Source organism: Mycobacterium paraffinicum (assembly GCF_025822865.1).
GTDB classification, from domain to species: domain Bacteria; phylum Actinomycetota; class Actinomycetes; order Mycobacteriales; family Mycobacteriaceae; genus Mycobacterium; species Mycobacterium paraffinicum.
Genome location: NZ_JACKUR010000021.1, coordinates 569,217 through 592,224, shown reverse-complemented (window position 1 = coordinate 592,224; position 23,008 = coordinate 569,217). Strand labels below are relative to the sequence as shown.

The 23,008-nt window shown below is 69.3% G+C and carries 21 protein-coding genes; 3 read left to right on the top strand and 18 right to left on the bottom strand.

Annotation, left to right across the window (positions count from 1 at the left end; all coding sequences use genetic code 11):
- Positions 1-4: 4 nt before the first annotated feature.
- From topA to cspA, 3 genes are all read right to left on the bottom strand, one after another.
- Entirely contained in the window at positions 5-2,803 is a 2,799-nt protein-coding gene (gene topA / locus H7J89_RS11315) for a type I DNA topoisomerase (RefSeq protein ID WP_264043463.1), read from the bottom strand.
- A gap of 193 nt (positions 2,804-2,996) precedes the next feature.
- On the bottom strand, positions 2,997-3,587 hold the full coding sequence (locus tag H7J89_RS11310; protein ID WP_264043461.1) for a hypothetical protein: 591 nt from the start codon (positions 3,585-3,587) through the stop codon (positions 2,997-2,999).
- A gap of 143 nt (positions 3,588-3,730) precedes the next feature.
- Entirely contained in the window at positions 3,731-3,934 is a 204-nt protein-coding gene (gene cspA / locus H7J89_RS11305) for a cold shock protein CspA (protein ID WP_066955621.1), read from the bottom strand.
- A gap of 258 nt (positions 3,935-4,192) precedes the next feature.
- Between cspA and sftH the strand changes: the two genes are divergently transcribed.
- Positions 4,193-6,523, top strand: a complete 2,331-nt coding sequence (gene sftH / locus H7J89_RS11300) for a DEAD/DEAH box helicase (RefSeq protein ID WP_264043458.1) — start codon at positions 4,193-4,195, stop codon at positions 6,521-6,523.
- 237 nt (positions 6,524-6,760) lie between these two features.
- Positions 6,761-7,798, top strand: coding sequence for a PAS domain-containing protein (locus H7J89_RS11295; RefSeq protein WP_264043456.1), 1,038 nt, complete (start codon positions 6,761-6,763; stop codon positions 7,796-7,798).
- Here the strand turns inward: H7J89_RS11295 and H7J89_RS11290 are convergent.
- The 10 genes from H7J89_RS11290 to ssd are packed head-to-tail and all read right to left on the bottom strand — an operon-like array spanning position 7,795 to position 15,078.
- The gene (locus tag H7J89_RS11290; RefSeq protein ID WP_264043828.1) at positions 7,795-9,336 is read right to left on the bottom strand and encodes a radical SAM protein; all 1,542 of its coding nucleotides are present in this window, start codon (positions 9,334-9,336) and stop codon (positions 7,795-7,797) included. The genes H7J89_RS11295 and H7J89_RS11290 overlap by 4 nt on opposite strands.
- A gap of 5 nt (positions 9,337-9,341) precedes the next feature.
- Complete coding sequence (locus tag H7J89_RS11285) at positions 9,342-9,776, bottom strand: hypothetical protein (protein ID WP_264043454.1); 435 nt, start codon at positions 9,774-9,776, stop codon at positions 9,342-9,344.
- Positions 9,773-10,558 carry a prolipoprotein diacylglyceryl transferase gene (locus H7J89_RS11280; protein WP_264043452.1) on the bottom strand — a complete coding sequence of 262 codons (786 nt, stop codon included), beginning with the start codon at positions 10,556-10,558 and terminating at the stop codon, positions 9,773-9,775. Before H7J89_RS11280 ends, H7J89_RS11285 begins: the two co-directional genes overlap by 4 nt.
- A gap of 38 nt (positions 10,559-10,596) precedes the next feature.
- A complete protein-coding gene (locus tag H7J89_RS11275; protein ID WP_264043450.1) occupies positions 10,597-10,887 on the bottom strand; it encodes an Rv3654c family TadE-like protein in 291 nt (96 codons plus the stop codon).
- Positions 10,888-10,918: 31 nt separating this feature from the next.
- The gene (locus H7J89_RS11270; protein ID WP_264043448.1) at positions 10,919-11,221 is read right to left on the bottom strand and encodes a TadE family type IV pilus minor pilin; all 303 of its coding nucleotides are present in this window, start codon (positions 11,219-11,221) and stop codon (positions 10,919-10,921) included.
- A 23-nt stretch (positions 11,222-11,244) separates the two neighbouring features.
- Positions 11,245-11,436: a DUF4244 domain-containing protein gene (locus tag H7J89_RS11265; protein ID WP_264043446.1), complete on the bottom strand. Its 192-nt coding sequence runs from the start codon at positions 11,434-11,436 to the stop codon at positions 11,245-11,247.
- A 27-nt stretch (positions 11,437-11,463) separates the two neighbouring features.
- Entirely contained in the window at positions 11,464-12,060 is a 597-nt protein-coding gene (locus H7J89_RS11260; protein ID WP_264043444.1) for a type II secretion system F family protein, read from the bottom strand.
- Positions 12,057-12,860: a type II secretion system F family protein gene (locus H7J89_RS11255; protein WP_264043442.1), complete on the bottom strand. Its 804-nt coding sequence runs from the start codon at positions 12,858-12,860 to the stop codon at positions 12,057-12,059. The genes H7J89_RS11260 and H7J89_RS11255 overlap by 4 nt, the downstream gene beginning before the upstream one ends.
- Positions 12,857-14,029 carry a TadA family conjugal transfer-associated ATPase gene (locus H7J89_RS11250; protein ID WP_264043440.1) on the bottom strand — a complete coding sequence of 391 codons (1,173 nt, stop codon included), beginning with the start codon at positions 14,027-14,029 and terminating at the stop codon, positions 12,857-12,859. Before H7J89_RS11250 ends, H7J89_RS11255 begins: the two co-directional genes overlap by 4 nt.
- Complete coding sequence (gene ssd, locus H7J89_RS11245; protein WP_264043826.1) at positions 14,026-15,078, bottom strand: septum site-determining protein Ssd; 1,053 nt, start codon at positions 15,076-15,078, stop codon at positions 14,026-14,028. The genes H7J89_RS11250 and ssd overlap by 4 nt, the downstream gene beginning before the upstream one ends.
- Before the next feature lie 513 nt (positions 15,079-15,591).
- Between ssd and H7J89_RS11240 the strand changes: the two genes are divergently transcribed.
- Entirely contained in the window at positions 15,592-16,437 is an 846-nt protein-coding gene (locus tag H7J89_RS11240; RefSeq protein ID WP_264043438.1) for an HAD-IB family hydrolase, read from the top strand.
- 444 nt (positions 16,438-16,881) lie between these two features.
- Here H7J89_RS11240 and H7J89_RS11235 read toward each other — a convergent pair whose 3' ends face one another.
- From H7J89_RS11235 to H7J89_RS11215, 5 genes are read right to left on the bottom strand one after another with little or no spacing between them, the layout of a single operon-like run.
- The gene (locus H7J89_RS11235) at positions 16,882-17,640 is read right to left on the bottom strand and encodes an oxidoreductase (RefSeq protein ID WP_264043435.1); all 759 of its coding nucleotides are present in this window, start codon (positions 17,638-17,640) and stop codon (positions 16,882-16,884) included.
- Positions 17,641-17,662: 22 nt separating this feature from the next.
- Complete coding sequence (locus H7J89_RS11230) at positions 17,663-19,291, bottom strand: dipeptide ABC transporter ATP-binding protein (RefSeq protein ID WP_264043433.1); 1,629 nt, start codon at positions 19,289-19,291, stop codon at positions 17,663-17,665.
- Positions 19,288-20,151 carry an ABC transporter permease gene (locus H7J89_RS11225; RefSeq protein WP_264043431.1) on the bottom strand — a complete coding sequence of 288 codons (864 nt, stop codon included), beginning with the start codon at positions 20,149-20,151 and terminating at the stop codon, positions 19,288-19,290. The genes H7J89_RS11230 and H7J89_RS11225 overlap by 4 nt, the downstream gene beginning before the upstream one ends.
- The gene (locus H7J89_RS11220) at positions 20,144-21,070 is read right to left on the bottom strand and encodes an ABC transporter permease (protein WP_264043429.1); all 927 of its coding nucleotides are present in this window, start codon (positions 21,068-21,070) and stop codon (positions 20,144-20,146) included. The genes H7J89_RS11225 and H7J89_RS11220 overlap by 8 nt, the downstream gene beginning before the upstream one ends.
- 3 nt (positions 21,071-21,073) lie before the next feature.
- Positions 21,074-22,705 carry a peptide ABC transporter substrate-binding protein gene (locus H7J89_RS11215; RefSeq protein WP_264043427.1) on the bottom strand — a complete coding sequence of 544 codons (1,632 nt, stop codon included), beginning with the start codon at positions 22,703-22,705 and terminating at the stop codon, positions 21,074-21,076.
- Positions 22,706-23,008: the final 303 nt, after the last annotated feature.

Genomic DNA, 23,008 nt, shown 5'->3' with positions numbered 1-23,008 from the left:
CGGGCTAGCTGCTGCGCTTGGCGGCCTTCTTGGCCGGGGCCTTCTTTCGGGCGGCCTTCTTCGCGGGACGCTTCACCGGACCGCGCGCACGCCGGTCGGCGAGCAATTCGGCGGCGCGTTCGTCGGTGATCGACAGGACGTCGTCGCCCTTGCGCAGGCTCGCGTTCGTCTCGCCGTCGGTGACGTAGGGCCCGAATCGGCCGTCCTTGATCACCATCGGCTTGCCGGTCGCCGGGTCGGCGCCCAGCTCCCGCAACGGCGGCGCGGCCGCGGCCTGCCTGCCGCGCCGTTTGGGCTCGGCGTAGATCTTCAGCGCCTCGTCGAGCGTGATCTCGAAAATCTGGTCCTCGGTGGCCAGTGAACGAGAGTCGGTGCCGCGCTTGAGGTATGGGCCGTAGCGGCCGTTCTGCGCGGTGATCTCCTCACCGGTCTGCGGGTCCACGCCGACCACCCGCGGCAGCGAAAGCAACTTCAGCGCGTCCTCGAGGGTGACGGTCTGCAGGTCCATGCTGCGCAGCAGCGAGCCGGTCCGTGGCTTGGGTCCCGTCGGCTTCTTCCCCTTCTTGGCCGGGGCGCCACCCTCGTCCTCTTCGGGCGGCGCGGGCAGGATCTCGGTCACGTAGGGGCCGTACCGGCCGTCCTTGGCGACGATCTCGTGACCCGTCTCCGGGTCGACGCCCAACGCGCGTCCCTCCTGCGGCGTGGCGAACAGCTGCTCGGCCACCTCCAGCGTCAGCTCGTCCGGCGTCAGCGAGTCGTTGAGGTTGGCGCGCTGCGGCCCGAGCTCACCCTCGTCGTTGGTGACCATGCGTTCCAGGTAGGGCCCGTTCTTGCCCACCCGGACGTACACGGGACGACCGTGATCGTCGTCAAATAGCTTGATGGAGTTGACTTCTCGGGCATCGATGCCTTCGAGGTTGACGCCGACGAGCTTTTTGAGACCGCCGGAGCGCGCCACCGAATCGGCCACCCCGTGGTCGCCGCCGAAGTAGAAGCGGTTGAGCCAGTCGGTGCGCCGCTCCTGCCCCGAGGCGATCGCGTCGAGCTCGTCCTCCATCGCGGCGGTGAAACCGTAATCGACCAGTCGGCCGAAATGCCGCTCCAGCAAACCGATTACGGCGAACGCGACCCACGAGGGCACCAGCGCGCTGCCCTTCTTGTGCACGTAGCCGCGGTCCTGGATGGTCTTGATGATCGACGAGTACGTCGACGGGCGGCCGATCCCCAGCTCCTCGAGCGCCTTCACCAGCGACGCCTCGGTGTAGCGCGCCGGCGGGTTGGTGGCGTGGCCGTCGGGCGTCAGCTCGATGGCGTCCAGCCGCTGGCCCTGCGTCAACTGCGGCAGCCGGCTCTCGGCGTCATCGGCCTCGCCACCGGCCAATTCGTCGACGGTCTCCACGTAGGCCTTCAGGAACCCGGCGAACGTGATGGTGCGCCCGCTGGCGCTGAAGACGACCTGGCGGCCGTCGGATTCGCCGTTGATCCGCAGGCTCAGCGTCGTGCCGCGCGCGTCGGCCATCTGCGACGCCACGGTGCGCTGCCAGATCAGCTCGTAGAGCCGGAATTCGTCGCCGTCGAGCTCGCGGCGCACCGCGTCCGGGGTGGCGAACGTCTCCCCGGCGGGCCGGATCGCCTCGTGCGCCTCCTGGGCGTTCTTCACCTTGCGGGTGTACTGGCGCGGCGACGGTGAGACGTACTCCTCGCCGTAGAGCTGACGCGCCTGCGTGCGCGCGGCGTTGATGGCCGACTGCGACAGCGTCGTCGAGTCGGTACGCATATAGGTGATGTAGCCGTTCTCGTAGAGCCGCTGGGCGATGCTCATGGTGCGCTCCGAGGAGAACCGCAACTTGCGGCCGGCCTCCTGCTGCAGCGTCGACGTCATGAACGGCGCGTAGGGCCGGCGGGTGTAGGGCTTCTCCTCCACCGAGGCGACCGACAGCTGCGCGCCGTGCAGCCCGGTGGCCAGCTCGGTCGCCCGCGCCTCGTCCAGCACGGTCACTTCGTCGGCCTTGCGCAGCTGGCCCAGCGAGTCGAAGTCGCGGCCGGTGGCAACGCGCAGGCCGTCGACGCTGCTCAGACGGGCGGTGAAGGTCGGCGGTGTGGCCTGCGGGTCGGACACGCTGGCGTCCAGACGGGCCAGGATGTCCCAGTAGGAGGCGCTGCGAAACGCCATCCGGTCGCGTTCCCGCTGCACGATGATGCGCGTGGCCACCGACTGGACCCGCCCCGCCGACAGCTTGGGCGCCACCTTCTTCCACAGCACCGGGCTGACCTCGTAGCCGTACAGCCGGTCCAGGATGCGGCGGGTTTCCTGCGCGTCGACCAGGTCGATGTCCAGGTCGCGGGGGTTCTCGGCCGCCTCGAGGATGGCCGGCTCGGTGATCTCGTGGAACACCATCCGCTTGACCGGGATGTTGGGCTTCAGTGTTTCCAGCAGGTGCCAGGCGATGGCTTCGCCCTCGCGGTCACCATCCGTGGCCAGGTAAAGCTCGTCGACGCCCTTGAGCAGGCCCTTCAGCTCGCTGACGGTGCTCTTCTTCTCGGGGCTGATGATGTAGAGCGGCTCGAAGTCGTGATCCACGTTGACACCAAGCCGGGCCCAGGGCTCCGACTTGTATTTCGCCGGCACGTCGGCCGCGGCGCGGGGCAGGTCGCGGATGTGGCCACGCGAGGATTCGACGATGTAGTTGGAGCCCAGGTAACCGGCCAATTTGCGCGCTTTGGTCGGCGACTCGACGATGACGAGTCGCCTACGGCTCCCAGCCCGGCCGCTCTCGCGGTCCTTGAGATTCGGGTCGGCCAACTACGCTTACGCTCCATCCTTGATCTCGGCCCCCCTGCGAGGCCGCCCCGCAGAAGAATGACAGGCCGGCGTCAAAAATTCCGCGGAAATTCAGATACGCCAGCGTTCCTTCGCCCTCGGGCACCTGACAATTTCGCACCCTGAGGCGCGACTGCGCAAACCGGCCGCCGGAAACGCAAATCGTTTTCCGCGGTTATACCCGCGGCCACACCGATGACGCGTCGACGCCGTCGGGGGCGTCGCCCACGTTCTCTACCAGGCGCGATAGCCGGCGACGGCCGCTGATCCGCAGCGCCGGGCGGCCGCCGCGGGTGCCGATCAAAGTGGGGGCGATTCCGACCCGCATCAAAGCCGACGCCAGCGGGGAATGGGTATCGGGCGCGTGGGGATCCAGGCCCAACAGGTAATGGTCGCCCTCGGGATGACCGGCCGCTAGCGTCCAGGCCCGCAATTCCCGCGGCCCGGGCAGCCACCGCGGCGGCACCGTTTTGACCGCGCCGCGCGTCCATTCGGCGGCCAGATTCAGCAATGCCGCGGTGACCGCCGTGCGCACCAGCGGGGTGTCCTCGTCGGTGCGGCCGATCTCGGGCTCGAGCCCCGCCTCGCGGATCATGTCGGCCAGCGCGGCGGCCCGCCAGGCCTGGTCCACCACCACGGAAAGCCGCGCGCCCTGCGCCCCCGGACCGCCGACCATGACGATCTGACCGGAAGCCGCCAGCACCCCGGAGAGGTCGGCTACCGCGGGCGGCACCGACTCCGCTGTGAAGAAGGAAAGCTGGCTCACGCCACCGACAGTAGGCCAGGTCGACCATCCGCGTCTTGAGGCAACCGGCGCGGCGGCGGTTCGGCACCCGACGGAATACCAAAACCCCCCGACGGGCCCGCTGGGCGGGACTGCACGGGGGGTTCGTGGAAGACCTGCTCCGATTAAGCGGGGCGGACTCCGGTGGCCTGGGGGCCCTTAGGGCTGTGGCCGATTTCGAACTCGACCTTCTGGTTTTCTTCGAGGGTGCGGAAGCCCGAACCCTGGATCTCCGTGTAGTGGACAAAAACATCTGCGGAACCGTCTTCGGGGGCAATGAACCCGAAGCCCTTCTCCGCGTTGAACCACTTCACAGTTCCCTGTGGCATCTCTCGATCTTTCCTTTTCTTCTGGGTGCGGGGCACCGCCTGCCGATGCCCCGGGCCTGGTACGACCGCCATACCTCGCTCAGTCGCCGGAACTTCACCCGACCGATTAACCTCGCAGGAACCGCGGCCGCAACGTCGATCCTGCGAAAGTTTGACACGAACACAGAAGCTGCGACCGCGAATAGTCAACCATGTTCATCGCTTCGGCGACAGACTTGCGTCTTGGACGGAGTCTCAGCCGGTCCCAGGAGGGTGCGAATGGCGAGTTTCGGCAGCGACCTGCTCGCCGCCGCGCTCGCCGGTACCGGCGCCGACGAGCACCCGCTGCGACACGTCGCCGAACTCCCGCCACGAAGCGGCCGTCCGCACAGTTGGCCGGGGTGGGCCGAGCCGGACGTGGTGCGCGCGTTCACCGACCGCGGGGTGAGTTCGCCCTGGTCACACCAGTCGGCCGCCGCGGAATTGGCGCACGCCGGCCGTCATGTGGTGGTGAGCACCGGGACGGCGTCGGGCAAGTCATTGGCGTATCAGCTTCCCGTCCTCAATGCGCTGGCCACCGATCCTCGCGCCCGGGTGCTGTACCTGTCCCCGACGAAGGCGCTGGGCCACGACCAGTTGCGGGCCGCGCACGCGCTGACGGCCGCCGTTCCGCGGCTGCATGACGTGGCGCCCACGGCCTACGACGGCGACAGCCCCCCGGAAGTCCGCCGGTTCGCGCGGGAGCGATCCCGCTGGCTGTTCTCCAATCCCGACATGATCCATTTGTCGATTCTGCGCAACCACGCCCGGTGGGCCGTGCTGCTGCGCGGTCTTCGCTTCGTGATAGTTGACGAATGCCATTACTACCGTGGGGTTTTCGGCTCCAACGTGGCGATGGTGCTGCGGCGGTTGCTGCGGCTGTGTGGGCGATACTCGTCGGCTCCCACCGTCGTCTTCGCCAGCGCGACGACGGACGCACCGGGCGCGACGGCGGCCGAGCTCATCGGGCTTCCGGTCGAGGAGGTCACCGAGGACGGTTCGCCGCAGGGCGCCCGGACGGTCGCGTTGTGGGAACCGGCGCTGCGCGCCGACCTGCTCGGCGAGAACGGCGCGCCGGTGCGCCGCTCGGCCGGAGCGGAGGCGGCGCGGGTGATGGCCGACCTGATCGCCGAGGGCGCGCAGACGCTGACGTTCGTGCGGTCGCGCCGCGCCGCGGAGCTGACCGCGTTGGGCACCCAGGCGCGGTTGGACGAGATCGCCCCCGGGCTGTCCGGCAAGGTGGCGTCGTATCGGGCCGGCTATCTCGCCGAGGACCGCACCGCGCTGGAGCGGGCCCTCGCGGAGGGTCGGCTGCGCGGTCTGGCCACCACGAACGCCCTGGAGTTGGGTGTCGACATCGCCGGGCTGGACGCGGTGGTCCTCGCCGGGTTCCCCGGCACGGTCGCCTCGTTCTGGCAGCAGGCCGGCCGGTCGGGCCGGCGCGGGCAGGGCGCGCTGGTGGTGCTGATCGCCCGCGACGATCCGCTGGACACGTATCTGGTGCACAACCCCGCCGCGCTGCTGGGCAAGCCGGTCGAGCGGGTGGTGATCGACCCCGCCAACCCTTACATCTTGGGGCCCCAACTGCTCTGCGCCGCAACCGAAATGCCGCTCGACGAGGCCGAGGTGCGCGACTTCGGCGCAACCGAAGTGGCCGAGGGTCTGATCGACGACGGATTGCTGCGGCGGCGCAACGGCAAGTACTTTCCAGCGGCAGGCCTAGCACCCCATGGGGCGGTGGACATTCGGGGATCCTCGGGCGGCCAGATCGTCATCGTCGAGGCCGACACCGGGCGGCTGCTGGGCAGCACCGGTGTCGGTCAGGCCCCGGCTTCGGTCCACCCGGGCGCCGTCTACCTCCATCAAGGGGAAAGTTATGTCGTCGACTCGTTGAATCTCGAGGATGCGATCGCCTTCGTGCACGCCGAGGACCCCGGCTACGCGACGTTTGCGCGGGAGATCACCGACATCACGGTCACCGGTACCGGCGAACGCGCACAGTTCGGGCCCGTCACCCTGGGTCTGGTGCCCGTCACCGTCACTCACCAAGTGGTGGGGTATCTGCGTCGCCGGCTTTCTGGAGAGGTGATCGACTTCATCGAGTTGGACATGCCGGAACACACGCTGGCGACCACCGCGGTGATGTACACCATCACCGAAGAGGCCTTGCTGCGCAAGGGGATTGACGCGCCGCGGATACCCGGATCACTGCACGCCGCCGAGCACGCGGCGATCGGCCTGCTGCCGCTGGTGGCCAGCTGCGATCGGGGCGATATCGGCGGCTTGTCCACGGCGGCGGGACCGGACCCGGCCGGTCTGCCCAGTGTCTTCGTGTACGACGGCTATCCGGGCGGCGCCGGGTTCGCCGAGCGCGGTTTTCGCCAGGCGCGTACCTGGCTGGGTGCGACCGCCGCCGCCATCGAGGCATGTGAGTGCCCCCGGGGGTGTCCGTCCTGCGTGCAGTCCCCGAAATGCGGCAACGGCAACGACCCACTGGACAAGGAGGGTGCGGTGCGGGTGTTGCACCTGGTCCTCGCGGAGCTGTCGCATGCTGAACGATCCGGCGGATGACGACCGACCCCTCGACGGTCGACCCCACGGATGCCGCTGACGGGCTAACGGGCGCTCATCGGTGAGCGGCGGCAGCCCCTACCTCGCTGGCGCAGCAGCAAACTACCAAGGCCACAACGTCATTGGCAAATTCACCGGCTCGCCGGTGGGACGACCACCGAGGCCCGCGGACGGCGCCGACATGGCCGGTAGGGCCGAGGTCCCAACGATGCGGGCCGTCGCCGTAAAATCGGCCGCATGGGCCACGACTGGTTGCTCGTGGAGACGCTGGGGGGTGAACCCACCGTGGTGGCGCAGGGACGCCAACTTAAGAATCTCGTCCCGATCACCACGTTCATGCGCCGCAGCCCCTATCTCTCCGCGGTTCGGACGGCGATCGCCGAGTCGGTACAGACCGGTCAGCGCTTGACCAGCATCACTCCCAAGCGCGACCGCGTCATTCGCACCGAACCGGTGGTGATGTCCGACGGCCATATCCACGGGGTGCACGTGTGGACCGGCCCCGCGGACGTCGAACCACCCGAGCGGCCGACCCCCGGGCCGCTCAAGTGGGATCTGACCATGGGGGTCGCCACCGACACCCGGGAGTCGTTGGCCAACAGCGGAAAGAATCCCGAAGTCGAGGTCACCTTCGGCAGGGCCTTCGCGGAAGACCTTCCCTCGCGCGAGCTCAACCCCAACGAAACCAAGGTGCTGGCCATGGCCGTGAAGGCCGAGCCGAACCAAACACTCTGCAGCACCTGGGATCTCACCGATTGGCAGGGCAACTCCATGCGGATCGGTTTCGTCGCGCGCACCGGCCTGGAGGCGGGCCCCGACGGTCGGGACCATCTGGTCGCGCGGGCGATCAACTGGCGCGCCGAACTCAAGGGCCCGGGGGTGTCGACAGACGATCTGGCGCAACGGATCCTGAGCGGGCTCGCTCAGGCCGGCGTCCACCGCGCGCTGATCGACCTGAAGAACTGGGCCCTGCTGAAGTGGCTGGACGAGCCCTGCACCTTCTACGACTGGCGCGGCAGTGAGACCGGCAAGCCGAAAGTTCACCCCGACGATCAGCACCTGGTGTCCTCGATGACCGAGGAATTCGGCCACGGTGCGACCAGCCGGGTGCTGCGAATGCCCGGCGATGACAACGATTGGGTACCGGTGCACGTCACGGTCAACAGGGTGGAACTCGAACCGGATACCTACGCCGGGCTGGTCTCGCTGCGGTTGCCCTCGGACGAGGAACTCGCCGCCGCCGGGTTGCCGGGCGGCCCCGACCCGACGGCCTAACCCACGACGGGCAGCAAGCGGTCGGCGGCGGCTGACAGCCGCTGGCCGCCGAGTTGCGGCCACGCCTGCACCGCGCAGAACGGCGCGCACTGATCCTGCGACGACCGCGTGCCGACGTGCACGCAGCACTGCACCAGCCGCTCTTCGATCATCGTCGACATGTCCATGAACGGTTTGACCGTGACCCGAACGACACGCTCACCCAGCATCCGCCTCAGTTGGCGTCGCCGCCCCGGCAGGGCGGCGGACGCCACGGTGAGCAACGTCGCCATGCCCAGGTCGCAGTTCTCGCAGATCATGCGCCACACGTCCGACATCGCAGGATGCGACAACGAAGACTGCTCCGACAACAACCCCATCAGGGATTCCCGCACGGCCAGCCGCAAGTCCCGGGGAATGTCGGAGTCGGCGATCCGGTTGGCGATCAATCCCAGTTTGTCCTTGAGGTTGTCGTGGCCCATCAGTGCGACCAGCGAGCGCCAATTCCCGTTGTCCTCGCGAAGCATGTACCCGACCGAGCAGCAATGGGGGTGCGAGCATGGCAGCGCGGTCAAATCCCGCCAGGTGATCAGGTCGCTTGTCTGCGGTCCCAACCGCTTCAGCACACCCGTGTGGGTGAGGCGCCTGGCCGGGTCAATGAGACCCGAACGCCCGGAACCGAATTGCGGCTGGATGCAAACCCCGCCGACGTAGGGCGTGTCCAGCGCCAGCTTGACGATGTCGCCGATCTCTGTGTCGTTGACACCGAGTGCCGCCGTCATCACGAGCGTGCTGAAAACCTCACGTTCGGAAAGTCGCCGCAGCGCCGACTCCTTGATACGCGACAGGTCCCCGCCACGGTGATACCGGTGCGCGGCCGGCGAAAGCCCGTCGTACTGCAGGTACACCTCGGCGCGTTCGCGGTGCGCGGTGAGCAGGTCGAGCAGTTCGTCGTCGTGAGCTACCCGGATACCGTTGGTGTTCAATAGGATTCGTGTTATCGGTCGCGCGCTGAGTTCGGCGAGCAGCTCGGGCAGGTGCGGGTGCAGGCTGGGCTCGCCTCCGCTGAGCATCACCACATCCAGGCGGCCGTTCTCCCGTGCGAGCCGCTGGTCGACGTTGGCCAGCACGTCACCGACCGCGACGACATTGCGGAGGTCCGGCGAGGAATCGGCGAAACACGTTGGGCAGCGCAGGTTGCAGGTCGCGGCGATGTCCTCCAGCAGGATGCAGGTGTGCTGAGTCTGCATCGGCGGCAGGCCGCGTAGATAGGCCGACGGGATCGGGTCGAAGTTGCCCGGCTCGTCGGGGACGTGCGCCTTGGTGGGCGCGGTCCACTCCTCGAGGTAGGCAAGGATTTCGGCGTCTTCGTCGTACAGCGTTCGAACGTGCCCGTGTCTCGGACAGCCCCGTTCGAGCCAGACCTGCCCGTCGCCGCGCACGGCCAGCCAACCGCTGAGCCGCGCCACGTCGCCGAGCGGACGGTCGGGTTCCTCGGCGTGACATTGCGGGCAAAACGCGTTGACGTAGCGGTGGATTCGGTCGCCCCGCAGTTCCATGCCGCTCATCGGGTGATGTGATACAGCATCGGGTTCAATCCGGTACAGATGCCGACAGTGAAGATGGAGGTGAGTGCCCAACCGATCATCAATCCCATGCCGATTCCCCTCGCCCAGCCACTCTTCTTCACGAACAACAGCGCTCCCCCGCCGGCGAAGGCGATCAACCCGAGCATGACGGCTCCGGCCGCGAACGCGATCCTCGGAGCGACGGCATTGGCGAGCCCGAACAGCACCAGCGGACCGACGACGGTGTTGATACCGGCATACAGCGCCATCCCGGCGATGGCCGCGCCGAAGATTTCCCCGCCGCTCGGCTTGCTCGGCGGCGGTTGCCAGCCGGGGTAGGGCCGGTTCATGTCATAGGGATAACCCGGTGGGGGCCAGCCCGGGGGGCGCCAGCCGTCCGGCGGAGGCGGACCCGGCGGTGGGTTCGTCATGCAGGAACCGCCTCCCGTCGCAGCAGGGTGCCGTAGTGGCCCCGCCGATACCCCAGGCGCAGCCGGACGGCGATGAGCAGGAGCGAGGGCAGGAGAAACCACTGCGGCCGGGTCAGGCCCAGCCACACGGTCTCGTTGGCCCGGACAAACTCGACCAGCAACCGGAACACCGCATAGCCCGCCACGTAGAGGACGAACAGCTCACCCGGGTGACTTATCCGGTTGCGCAACCACAGCAGGACCGCGAACGCGGCCAGCTGGAAGGCGATTTCGTAGAGGAACGACGGGTGCATTGCCACGCCCGCGAGGCAACCGGGACATTTCGGTGTGCCGGCCGGGGCGTGGATGCCCCACGGCAGGCCGGTCGGGCGTCCCGGCGCTTCGGTGAGGTGGCAGCCGACGCGGCCGATCGCCATGCCCAGCGCGACCGCCGGGGCGAACAAGTCACCCGTCTTGCCGGTGTAGCCGCCGATCCGCTTGGCGATCAGGACCCCGAGGTAGGCGCCGCAGAGTCCGCCCAGAATGCTGCGCGACCCGAATTCCCACGCCTGCAGCAACGACGGGTTGAGGCGGACGTCGAGGTGCTCGGCCCAACCGGAGAGGCGCATGCCCACCGCGCCGCCGACCAGGGCGCCGGTCACCGCCACCAACGATTGTTCGTTGACCGCTCCACGCCGGCGGGCCTCGGCGATGAACACGACGGCGGCGGCTAGGACGCCCAGCGCCACGAAGACACCATGCACCGGCAACACCAACGGGCCGATCCGCCACTGCGGCACCACGTCGACAGACTATTACGCCCGGCGCGTGGGGGCCCGCGTCAGCCGCCAACGGGCCCCGCCCGCGCGGCGGCGATCGCCGCGCCGCCGAAGACCGCCACCCGAACCCTGACGACGACGTCGAGTTCGTCCACCGCACAACTGGCGTCGCCGGTTTGCATCTGGCGGGCCACCGCCGCCGCGCGGGCGCAGGCCGCTTCGGCGCCCGCCGGCAGCCGGGCCGCCGCGGCCAACGCGGCCAGGTCGGCCGCCGCCTGTGCGCGATGCCGCGCCACCACCACCGAACCGAGGTACGCCCCGCCCCCCGTGACGCACAGCAGCACCGCGACCATCCAGGCCGCGACCAGGGTGGCGGAGCCCCGATCATCCCGACGGCTCCGCCATCGAGACCGCCCTGGCCGCAATGTCGAGCGCCGGCAACAACTTCGAGCGCGCGACGACGGTGGCCACCAGGAACTCACCGTCACGGTGCACCTCGACCCGCGCCCCGCCGGGGGCGATGCGGCGAGCCGCGCCGAGCGCCGAGCGTTCGTCGCCGCGGGCCGCGAGCCGGGCCGCCTCGCGGGCGGCGTCCACGCAACGAATCTGCATCGACACCGCGGTGACGCCGGAAAGACACAGCACCAGCACGACGACCAGCGTGGCCACGCCCAGCGCCGCCTCCACGGTGCTGGCACCCGCACTGCCGGCTAGACCTTGGTGTTGAGCGCGCGACCGATGATGTTGGTCAGCGCCGACACGACGGAGTCGCCGGTCACGACTGTGTACAGGATCGCACCGAAGGCGGCGGCGGCGATCGTGCCGATGGCGTACTCGACCGTGGACATCCCCGACTCGTCGGACACCAGGACCGTCACGCGGGCCACGAATACTCGAACCATGTTGTGCAGCAATGCTTTCCTTTCTCCTCACCACAATCCCGACTGCAAGACGTCACCGGCGAGCCCGGCCACCACGGGAATGATCCCCAGGCACACGAACGCCGGCAGGAAGCACAATCCGAGCGGTCCGGCGATCAGCACCCCCGCGCGCTCTGCGGTTGCGGTGGCCGCGTGCGCGGCGTCGTGACGGGCCTGGTCGGCCAGGTCGGCGACGCCCTCGGCCAGCGCCGCACCCGAGGCCGCCGACCGCCGAGCCAGCCGCAGCAACGCTTCGGCCTGGGCATCGGCGGAGTTGGCCCGGGCATCCGGCGTAATCGTCCAGGCGACAACGGGATCGGCGCCCAGCGCCAACAGATCGGCCGCGCGCCGCAGCACGCGGGCCAACGTCGGCGGTGCGGACGCGGCGGCGGCCGCCGCGGCGGTGGCCACCGCCATGCCCGCTCCCAGGCACACGGCCAGCACGTCGAGGCAGGACGCGACCGCCAGCGGGTCGGGCCCGTGCGCCGGCCCGCTCCCCGGACGCGCTCGATGCTCGCGGACCGCCATCCGCGCCCGCGCCCGCACCAGCGACGGACCCGGGCCGATCCACGTGGCCACCGCCAGCAACACCGCCGCCGTCGTCATGACTCGAGCCGATCGGTGATGCGGTCGGCCCACAGTAGGCCGCCGCACGCCAGGGTTGAACCGACCACCAAGAGCCATCCGCCCGCGTGCCCGCCCAGCAGGAAGGCCAGCGGTCGCGCCCCGATCAGTTGGCCAAGCAGCACACCGAGCACCGGCAGGCCCGCCAGGATCACCGCGGTTGCGCGCGCGCCGGCCATGCTCGATGTCACCCGCGCCGAGAACCGTTGCCGATCGGCGATATCGCGCTGCGCGGCACGCATCAGGGTGGCGATCGCCAGGCCGTGGTCGCTGGCCAGTTGCCAACACAGCGCGAGGCGATCCCAGTGCGCGGGTAGCGCAGACGACTTCGCCGCCGCGCGCAGGCCGGCCGCGACGTCGGCCCCCAACCTGGCGCGGGCGGCCACCGCCCGCAACGACTCCGCGACGGCGCCGGCGGTTTCACCGGCGGCCACGCCGAACGCGCGCACCGGATGCGACCCGACCCGCAATTCTCCGACGAGCACATCGAGTGCACCTTCCAGCGCCTGCCCCTCGCGCTGGGCGGACCGGATGCGGTGGCGGCGGTGATAGCGCAGGGCCGAGGTCGCCCCAACGACCGCGACCGCCAGCAGCGTCGTCAACGGCAGCAGCACGGCGGCGGCGCCCACGAGCGCCGCGGCAAGCCAGCCGGCCCCACCCGGCCCGGTGCGCGGGTGCCACCGACGGCCCGGCGCCGCCGGCGCGAGTCGGCGCCTCGGCGACGGCGGAAGGACAATGAGCGCGAGCGCCAACAGCAGCGCGCCCGCTATCGGGCCGTTCATGCCGGCATCCGGCTTTGCAGTAGGCGATGCAGTAGGTCGGCGTCGTCGGTCATGCCCCCGTCGGCATGCCACACCGTGACCGCCCGCACCCGGCCGGCAACCTGTCGCAGCATGGCAACTTCACCGAGCCGACGCCGCCCGGTGCGATCCCTGGTGACATGCAACAGCACCTGCACGGCCGCGGCGAGTTGACTGTGCAGCGCGGCGCGATCGAGACCGCCCAGCGCGCCCAGCGCCTCCAGCCGGGCCGGAACTTCGGCCGGATTGTTCGCGTGGACCGTGCCCGCTCCCCCGTCGTGGCCCGTGTTCAGCGCCGCCAGCAGATCAACCACCTCGGCGCCCCGCACCTCGCCGACCACGATGCGGTCGGGCCGCATCCGCAGGGCTTGGCGCACGAGTTGGCGCACCGGAACCTCGCCGATGCCTTCGACGTTGGCGCACCGCGCGACCAGCTTCACCAGGTGCGGATGCCTGGGCGCCAGCTCGGCGGCATCCTCGACGCACACGATCCGTTCGGTTGGCGCGACGGCACCGAGCATCGCCGCGAGCAAGGTCGTCTTGCCCGCTCCCGTGCCGCCGCACACCAGAAAGGCCAGCCGGGCGGCGATGATGTCGGCGACCAGGGCGGCCGCCTCGGGAGTCAAGGAGCCCGCGGCGGCCAGGGCGGCCAGGTCTTGGCTGGCGGGCCGCAGCACCCGCAGCGACAAGCACGTGCCCGCGGCCGCCACGGGCGGCAGCACCGCGTGTAAGCGCACCGCGAACCCGGTGCCGATGCCGGTGAGTTGCCCGTCCACCCACGGCTGCGCGTCGTCTAGCCGCCTGCCGGCGGCCAGCGCCAGCCGCTGCGCCAGGCGCCGCACCGCCGCCTCGTCGGCGAACCGAACTTGCGTGCGGCGCAGGCCATTCCCGTCGTCGACCCACACCGCATCGGGCGCGGTGACCAGGACATCGGTGGTGCCGTCCGCGCACAACAACGGCTCGAGGATGCCGGCGCCGGTCAGCTCGGTCTGCAACACCCGGAGATTGGCCAGCACCTCGGTGTCGCCCAGCATCCCGCCGGACTCGGCCCGGATCGCGGCGGCCACGGCGATCGGCCCCAAGGGAGCGCCCAGCGGCGCGGCTTCGGCGGCCAGCCGCTCACGCACCCGGTCAATCAGCGAACCGTTCACGCGGCCCTGCCGTTTCGTGCCGGCCCTGACGAGCCCCGCGGTAGCACGGCGAGCACCTCGCGGGCCGCGGCGGCGAGCGCGGATCGCCGTCCAACCCGTAGGCCGCCGCGCTCCAGCTGCCCGGCGAAGCGCGGCTCCGCCCTCATGGACGCCAGCAACGGCAGCCCCGTGATGTCGGCGATCTCGCCCGCACGCAGCCCGCCCGGCGACGGACCGCGCACCACCAATCCGACGTTGGGGTTGACGGTGCCCAGCACCGGAGCCAGTGCGCCCGTTGTTGCGCACGAGCGCACATCGCACCGGCTGACCACGACGACGAGGTCGGCGGCATCGAGCGCCGCTTGCACCGCCTCGGTGAGGCGACGCGGAAGGTCGCAGACCACCGTGACCGGGCCGCGGCGACCGGCATCGACGACGGCTTGCACGGGCCCCGCCGCCAGCTCGTATCCGCGCCGGGTGCCGGACAGGACGCTGACTCCGCGGTGCCGCGGCAGCGCCGCACGCACCGACGACCAGTTGAGCCGGCCGCCTTGCAGCGCCAGATCCGGCCAGCGCAGGCCCGGCAAGCTCTCGGCGCCCAGCAGTAGATCGACGCCGCCGCCCCACGGGTCGAGGTCCACCAACAGCGCGTCGGTGGTGGCCTGCGCCAGGGCGACCGCCAGCGACGAAGCCCCGGCCCCGCCACACCCCCCGACGACGGCGACGACGTCGCCGCGCGACCCGTCGTCGCGGGACGCCTCGGCGGCCTCGGCGAGCGCGCCCACCAATTCGCGCTCCTGCTCGGGCAGCCGCAATACAAGCCCTGCCCCCACCGCAACGGCCGCCGCCCATGTCGCGGTCGCCGGGTCGGCCGCCGTGAGCACCATCACATGCGGGCGGCGCGGGAATGTCGCCCGCACGCACGTGTCGGCCGCCGCCTCGTCCAGCACCACGGCCGCGGCAGCCGACCACGTCTTGCGACTCAGCGCGCCGCCGGCGTGTACCACCCGGACACCGACGGCCGCGGCAACGCGATCTAAATCCCGGCGCAGTCCCGGATCCGCCAACACCGCCAAGACGCCCGCGGATGCCGTCACTTCGGCCGGAGAGGTGCTAGTCACGCGCCCACTCTGGCGGGCTCGCGATGTTGGACACCAGTCCCAAATGCGGATCTGGGGATAGAGACGCGAGTGTGCACAAAGACATCGAGCGGCGCCCTGTTCGGCACAAAGGAGAGGTAATGTCCGCAACCAATTGGACCGTCGGGGCGCACGGTCCGTATGCGCGGAACCGACCTTGGAAAGACCCGAAAAAGACCCCAGAAAAGGGACGACCCCCGCCAGGGGGGGAGGAGGCGAGGGTCGTCGTGCATCAGCCCCGGGGGGTCGGGCTGATACACCCTCGGCTCAGGCCGAGTAATGCTTACTATACACATGACAAGCCGCGGTAACGCAATAGCTCTTTCTATGAAAGAACACGTTGAGCCGCAAAAACACTGGCGCTACCGGCGGTCCCACTTTGCTGAGCGGCCTTTTCGGGCCCAGAATCCCGGCGCCGCCGCGCGACCGACCTATGCTGGGTCGGTGACCGTCTTCGACCCGGCCGGGGAGCAGCACACGTCGGCAACGCCCGCTTCCCGGGCCCGCACCGCGGCCTTCTTCGACCTGGACAAGACGATCATCGCCAAGTCCAGCACGCTGGCGTTCAGCAAACCGTTCTTCAACCAGGGACTGCTGAACCGCCGCGCCGTGCTCAAGTCGAGCTACGCCCAGTTCATCTATCTGCTCTCCGGTGCCGATCATGACCAGATGGACCGGATGCGCCTCCACATGACCAACATGGTCACCGGGTGGGACGTCGATCAGGTCAAGTCGATCGTCAACGAAACGCTGCACGACATCGTGACGCCGCTGGTGTTCGCCGAAGCCGCGGACCTGATCGCCGCCCACAAACTGTGCGGCCGCGACGTGGTGGTGGTCTCCGCCTCCGGAGAGGAAATCGTGGCGCCGATCGCCCGGGCCCTCGGCGCCACCCACGCGATGGCGACCCGCATGGTCGTCGAGGACGGCCGGTACACCGGCGAGATAGCGTTCTACTGCTACGGCGAGGGCAAGGTGCAGGCGATCCGCGAGCTGGCCGCCCGAGAGGGCTACCCGTTGGAGCATTGCTACGCGTACTCCGATTCGGTCACCGACCTGCCGATGCTCGAATCCGTCGGCCACCCCAGCGTGGTGAATCCCGACCGCGGATTGCGCCGGGAAGCCGTCGAACGCGGTTGGCCCGTGCTGTCGTTCTCGCGACCGGTGTCGCTGCGCGACCGTATCCCGGCGCCGTCGGGTGCGGCGATCGCGACGACCGCGGCGGTGGGGGTCAGTGCGCTGGCCGCCGGCGCGGTCACCTATTCGCTGTTGCGCCGCTTCGCGTTCTAGCCTCCACCAAGGCAACCCTCAGCAAACACATTTCGGCCTGGCTTCGCAATTTTCGCAAAATTTGGGCCTTGCTGCGTTAAGGGTCTAGTAGTACAAAGGAACCACGGAAGCCCGGTGAGGCCTAGGTCGATCCGGAAGAGAAGGTTCGATCTCCCGACCCGGGCGCCCAGCACGGTGCTCGGCACCCACGCGGAGTCATAGCCGCGATAATGGCAGAAGTGTTGCGGGCCTGCGTAATTGCGAAATGTGGACGGTGTCGACGGCCCTTTGGGTGGGGTTGCCGCCGGAAGCATCGCAAGATCGCCGAGGCCAACCCACGCAGCCCCGAAATGCACGCATGGTAACCGAGTTCCGTGCTAGCGGGCGGCGGACCGAATACTTCGGGACGTCGCCCGCTTCGTTATTGTCCGGTGGTGTTTCTGCGGCCGCCGGCTACCGATTCAGCTATCGATTCGACAGCGACTCGGCGATCGTCAACGCCTCCTGCGCGCCGGCCCGCATCGCCCGGCAACAGAGCACCAGCCAGGCTCCCACCCCGGCCGGTGTGCCGTCGGCGAAGCCTTGTGCGGCGTCGCGATAGTCGGCCGGCTGGCGCATCCAACTCACCTCGGGCACACCCAATCCGTGTGGATCCAACCCGCTGGCAATGGTCACCAACCGCGACACCGCGCGGGCGACCACGCCGTCGGCGCTGCCGAACGGCTTGAGCGTCAGCAGTTCGCCGTGCGCGACCGCGGCGACCACCGGCGCAGGCGCCTGAGTGCCGCCGCTCACCAGATCCGCCAGCAACTCCAGTCGCGGCCCGACGCCGGCATCGGCGCGGGGCCGGCCCAGCCGGTCCTCGTCCACCTGGTCGGCCGCCGCCAGCACGTGCAAGCGGGCCAGCGCCTGCAGCGGTGCCCGCCGCCAAATCCCGACCAGGGGCCCCCCACCGCCTTCCAGCGCCTGGGCCACCCGCAGCGCCCCACCGAACACCGGATCACTGACGGCCCCGGCGTCCGCGAGGTCTTCCAGCCGGACCGGGCCACCGTCCAGCACCGACGAGGCGCGGGCCGCCCGCAAGGCCGCTTCGGCCGCGGTCACCGGCCATCCGCGCAGGTTGGCTCGGTGCCGGTGGGCGCGGCCCAGCGCGTCGCGGGCCCGGTCGCTGGCCTCGGCGACGCCCGGCAACTCCATCAACGGAGCGAGTGGATCAGCGGTCACAGGGTGCCAACCTATCCCGGCGTCAACGATCGGATGCCGGTGCGTGCGGGATGGCCTCCAGCAGCCGACGGGTGTATTCGTGCCGGGGCCGGGTGAACAGCTCGTCGGTGGCGGACTGCTCTACCACCCGCCCGGCGCGCATCACCAAGACGTCGTCGGCGATCTGCCGGATCACCGCCAGGTCGTGGCTGATGAACAAGTACGTGAGGCCCAGTTCGGTCTGCAGCTCGGCCAGCAAATCCAGGATCTGCGCCTGCACCAGCACGTCGAGCGCGGAGACCGCCTCGTCGCAGACCAGCACCTCGGGCCGCAGCGCCAGCGCCCGGGCTATCGCGACCCGTTGCCGTTGGCCGCCCGACAGCTCCCGGGGCAGCCGGCCCAGAACCGATGACGGCAGTGCCACCTGGTCGACGAGTTCGTGCACCGCTCGCTCGCGTTGCCCGCGGTCGCCGATGCCGTGGATGCGCAGCGGTTCTTCGATGGCGCGAAACACCGTATACATGGGATCCAGGCTGCTGTAAGGATTTTGGAAGACCGGCTGCACGCGCCGCCGGAAGGCCAATTGCTGATCCCGGCTCAGCGAATCATCGATGCGGGTGCCGTCGAAAACGACGGTGCCCGAGCTCGCCGGCAGGAGGCCGAGCACCATCTGCGCCAGGGTGGACTTGCCCGAACCCGACTCCCCGGCGATCGCCAGCGTGCTCGCCCGCCGCAGCCGAAACGAAACCCCGTCGACCGCAAGGAATTCCGCTCGCCGCTTGACCTGCCAACCAGGCGCGCCGCGCGACTCGCGGTAGACCTTGGTCAGCTCCGAGGCGACCAGAATGTCGTCGGACGCCCCGCGGTCTGCCGCACGCGGGCGGGCCGGGCTCTGCACCGTCAGCGACGGCGCGGCCGCCACCAGCCGCCGGGTGTACTCGTGCTGCGGCTCCCGCAAGATCGACCGCGCCGCGCCGGATTCCACCACGACTCCCCCGCGCATCACGACGACGGACTCGGCGCGTTCGGCGGCCAGCGCCAGGTCGTGGGTGATCAGCAGCAGCGCGGTGCCGAGTTCCGCGGTGAGCCCCTGCAGGTGGTCGAGCACCTGGCGCTGGACGGTGACGTCGAGCGCGGACGTCGGCTCGTCGGCGATCAGCAGCCGCGGCCGTCCCGCCAACCCGATAGCGATCAGGGCCCGTTGACACATGCCGCCGGACAGCTGATGGGGATAACGACCCGCTTGTTTCGCCGGGTCCGGCATGCCCGCCTGCCCGAGCAACTCCACGGCGCGCCGCCGCGTCCGTCGGTCGGAGCTGTTGGCCCGCAACGCTTCCGAAACCTGGAAGCCGACCTTCCAGACCGGGTTGAGGTTGGTCATCGGGTCCTGGGGTATGTAGCCGATCTCGCGGCCCCTGATACAGCGCAGTGTCCGGCGGTCGGCCCGGGCGATGTCGGATCCGTCGAAGACGATGCGCCCGGCGGTGATTCGGCCGCCGGGGGGAAGCAGCCCGAGGATCGCCGCCGCCGTGGTGGATTTCCCCGATCCCGACTCGCCCACCACCGCGACCGTGTGGCCGGGCAAGACGGTGAAATCGACGCTGTGGACGGCGGTGTGATCGCCGAAGCTGACTTTGAGGCCCTCGACTGACAGCAGCGGCGTGTCGTTCATGGCCGCCACGCCCGCGACGCCGGATCGAGGGCGTCGCGCAACGCGTCGCCCATCATCATGAAGGCCAGCACCGTGGTCGCCAGCGCGCCGGCGGGATAGAACAGGATGGGCGAGCCCGCGCGCAGCCGCGTCTGATCGAGGTTGATGTCGCCGCCCCAGGACACCACCGACGTCGGCAGTCCGACGCCCAGGTAGGACAGCGTGGCCTCGGTGACGATGAAAACGCCCAAGGCGATGGTGGCCATCGCGATGACGGGGCCAAGCGCGTTGGGCACGGCGTGGCGCAGCAGAATATGAAAGCGGCTCAGCCCCAGCGCTTTCGCGGCGAGCACGTAATCGCTGGTGCGCACCGTGAGCACCGATCCACGTGCGATGCGGGCTATCTGCGGCCAGCCGAACAGGGCGAGGATGGCGATCACGGTCCACACCGTGCGGTGGTGCATCACCTGCATGAGCACGATGGCGGCCAGCAGCAGCGGCAGGCCGAAGAACACGTCGCTGATGCGGGACACCACCGCGTCGATCCAGCCGCCGTAGAACCCGGCCAGTGCGCCGAGCGCACCGCCGACGACGAACACGACCAGGGCGGCCCCCAAGCCGACGGTGACCGAGGCCCGCGCGCCGTAGACGGTGCGGGCGTAGACGTCGTGGCCCTGCAGGTCGGTGCCGAACCAGTGCGCGCTCGACGGCGGAAGCAGGCTCTGGCTGGGGTCGGCGTAGCTCGGGTCGGCCCCGGTGAACAGCGCCGGAAACATCGCGATCGCAACGATGAACAGGATCAGCAGGCCCGCGACGACGAACTTCGGGCGGCGGCGCAGCCCGCGCCACGTGTCGCGCCAAAAACCCGATCGCTCAGCCATACCGGATCCTCGGGTCCAGCGCGGCGTACAGCAGGTCCACCGCCAGATTGGTGATCAGGTAGATGAGCACCAGCACCGTCACTATCGACACCACGGTCGGCGCCTCCTGCCGGGTGACGGCCTGATACAGCACACCGCCCACACCGTGGATGTTGAAGATGCCTTCCGTCACAATGGCTCCGCCCATCAGCGCGCCCAGGTCGGCGCCCAGGAAAGTGATCACGGGGATCAGCGAATTGCGAAGGATGTGCACCGTCACCACGCGCGGCCGGGACAACCCTTTGGCGGTGGCGGTGCGGACGTAATCGGCGTGCGCGTTGGCGGCCACCGCCGATCTGGTCAGCCGCACCACATAGGCGAACGACACCGAGCCCAGCACGATGCCGGGTAGCAGCAGACGCCCGAACGTCGACCGCTCCCCCACAGTGACCGGCGCGATGCCCAACCTCACCCCGAAAACGAATTGGGCAAGGAACCCCAGCACGAAGATGGGGATCGCGATGATGACGAGTCCGGCGATCAGCACGCCTGAATCGAAGACTCCCCCCGTGCGCAGTCCGGCGATCACACCGAAGCCGATGCCCAGCACCGCCTCGACGCCCAGGGCGATCAGCGCCAGCCGTGTTGTCACCGGAAAGGCATGTGCGAGAACATCACTCACCGGAAGTCCGGAATAGGAACGGCCCAAGTCGCCGTGCAGGACGCCGCCGAGGTAGCGCAAGTACTGCACCAGGAACGGATCGTCGAGGTGATAGCGGGCCCGCAGTTGCGCGGCGACCTCGGGTGTCAGCGGCCGGTCCCCGGCTATCGCGGCCACCGGGTCACCAGGCAACAGGAAGACCATCCCGTAGATCAGCAGCGTGGCGCCGAGGAAGACGGGCACCATGACGGCGATCCGGCGCGCGATGTACCAACCCATCTGTCAAGCCTTGACGATGTTCTCGTAGTCGGGCAGACCGTTCCAGGTGAGCTTGACGCCACCGACCTGCGGCGACCATCCGACCACCGCGATGTAGTACCACAGCGGCACAGCGGGCATGTCGTGCAACAGGATTCGTTGGGCCTCGTTGACCAGCACATCCGCTTGCTGCAGGTTGGGTGCGGCCTCGGCGGCGGCCAGCCCGGCGTCGAATTCCCGGCTCGAGTACCCGACGTCGTTGGATCCCGCCCCGGTGGCGTACAGCGGGGCCAGGAATTCGATCATCGACGGGTAGTCGCCGATCCAGCCCGCGCGGAACGCGGTATCGATGGTGCGGTTGGTGATCTGGGTGCGGAAGCCCGCGAACGTGGGGTGCGGCGCGCCGACGGCGTCGATGCCCAGCACGTTCTTGATGCTGTTGGCCACCGCGTCCACCCACTCTTGATGGCCGCTGTCGGCGTTGTATGCGATGGAGTACCGCCCGCGCCACGGCGAGATCGCGTTGGCCTGCGCCCAGAGTTGGCGTGCCCGTTCGGGGTTGAAGTCCAATGCGGCGTTGCCCGGGATGTTCCGATCGAAGCCGGGCAACGAGCTGGCGGTGAAATCGCGGGCGGGGCTGCGGGTGCCGTTGAAGATCTGCTGACAGATCTGCGGCCGGTTGATGGCCGCCGACAACGCCAAGCGGCGCAGCCGACCTTCTTCGCCCCCGAAGTGCGGCAAGCGCAACGGCGTGTCGAGCGATTGGCTGACCGCGACGGGCCCGCTGGCGGCGTTGCCCCCCAGGTCACGCTGGTAGATCGTCAGCGCGCTGGACGGAATCGTGTCCAGCACATCGAGATTGCCGGACAGCAGGTCGGCGTAGGCGGTGTCCAGGTTGGCGTAGAACTCGAACCTCAAACCTTTGTTGTGGGGCTTGCGATTGCCGTGGTAGTCGGGGTTTGGTTTCAAGTCGATCTTAACGTTGTGTTCCCAGGCCGGCCCGTCGGGACCGTCCGCCAGCTCATACGGGCCGTTGCCGACCGGATTGCGGCCGAACGCTGCCATGTCGCGAAAAGCCATGTCCGGTAACGGGTAGAAAGCGTTGTGTCCCAGCCGCAACGTGAAGTCGACGGTCGGCGCCTTGAGCCGCACGTCGAACTCGAGATCGTTGACCACTTGCAGCCCGGACATCGTCGTCCGGGCCGGCCTTTGGTCGCTCGTCAGACCGGCGACCTCGTCGTACCCGACGATCGGACTGAAGAAGCTTTGTTGCAGCTGGGCATTGGTACTCAGCGCCCCGTAGTTCCACGCGTCGACGAACGAATGCGCCGTCACCGCAGAGCCGTCGGTGAACTTCCAGCCAGGCTTGAGAATGATTCGGTAGTTGATGTTGTCGGTTGTCTCGACCGACTGCGCCACTTCCGGCGACGGTTTGCCGGCGGCGTCATAAGACACCAAACCAGCGAACAGCCGATCCAGGATGCGGCCTCCGAGGCTGTCGTTCGTGGCGGTCGGAATCAGCGGGTTCGGCGGTTCACCACCGTTCACCACCACCGACTCAGGGGTCAACGCGCCGCCGCCGCAACCCGTCAGCGACCCGGCCGCCAGCAGCCCGGCGACGACCACAATGGTCGCAAAGGCCCGCGTCCGACGCATGACACCCGACCCTAGGGCCTACCACGTCGCCGGCGGTGAAGTGCCCGGCGCGGGTCCGCGAATTTAGAATCGCGTCGTGACTGTCGCGTATCTGGCTTCGGAGAGACCGGGTGTGCTAGCGGGGGAACTGATCTTCGCCTTCGGCCTTCCGGCAGCCGGATTGGTGTGTCTGATCATTGGCCTGCGGGCTCGCGCAGGCGTCGACAGTCCCCGCCCCCGTACCACCCCCGCTATCCGTATCCACCGCCGCCACCACCGGCCATGGGGTACCCGTATCCCGCTCCGCCGCCCTATCCGGGTTAC

Bases quoted from the DNA above. Each gene is read 5' to 3' on its own strand.
- cspA (WP_066955621.1), bottom strand. From the start codon at position 3,934: ATGCCACAGGGAACTGTGAAGTGGTTCAACGCGGAGAAGGGCTTCGGG.
- sftH (WP_264043458.1), top strand. From the start codon at position 4,193: ATGGCGAGTTTCGGCAGCGACCTGCTCGCCGCCGCGCTCGCCGGTACC.
- H7J89_RS11295 (WP_264043456.1), top strand. From the start codon at position 6,761: ATGGGCCACGACTGGTTGCTCGTGGAGACGCTGGGGGGTGAACCCACC.
- H7J89_RS11290 (WP_264043828.1), bottom strand. From the start codon at position 9,336: ATGGAACTGCGGGGCGACCGAATCCACCGCTACGTCAACGCGTTTTGC.
- H7J89_RS11285 (WP_264043454.1), bottom strand. From the start codon at position 9,776: ATGACGAACCCACCGCCGGGTCCGCCTCCGCCGGACGGCTGGCGCCCC.
- H7J89_RS11275 (WP_264043450.1), bottom strand. From the start codon at position 10,887: ATGGTCGCGGTGCTGCTGTGCGTCACGGGGGGCGGGGCGTACCTCGGT.
- H7J89_RS11265 (WP_264043446.1), bottom strand. From the start codon at position 11,436: ATGGTTCGAGTATTCGTGGCCCGCGTGACGGTCCTGGTGTCCGACGAG.
- H7J89_RS11260 (WP_264043444.1), bottom strand. From the start codon at position 12,060: ATGACGACGGCGGCGGTGTTGCTGGCGGTGGCCACGTGGATCGGCCCG.
- H7J89_RS11255 (WP_264043442.1), bottom strand. From the start codon at position 12,860: ATGAACGGCCCGATAGCGGGCGCGCTGCTGTTGGCGCTCGCGCTCATT.
- H7J89_RS11230 (WP_264043433.1), bottom strand. From the start codon at position 19,291: ATGAACGACACGCCGCTGCTGTCAGTCGAGGGCCTCAAAGTCAGCTTC.
- H7J89_RS11225 (WP_264043431.1), bottom strand. From the start codon at position 20,151: ATGGCTGAGCGATCGGGTTTTTGGCGCGACACGTGGCGCGGGCTGCGC.
- H7J89_RS11220 (WP_264043429.1), bottom strand. From the start codon at position 21,070: ATGGGTTGGTACATCGCGCGCCGGATCGCCGTCATGGTGCCCGTCTTC.
- H7J89_RS11215 (WP_264043427.1), bottom strand. From the start codon at position 22,705: ATGCGTCGGACGCGGGCCTTTGCGACCATTGTGGTCGTCGCCGGGCTG.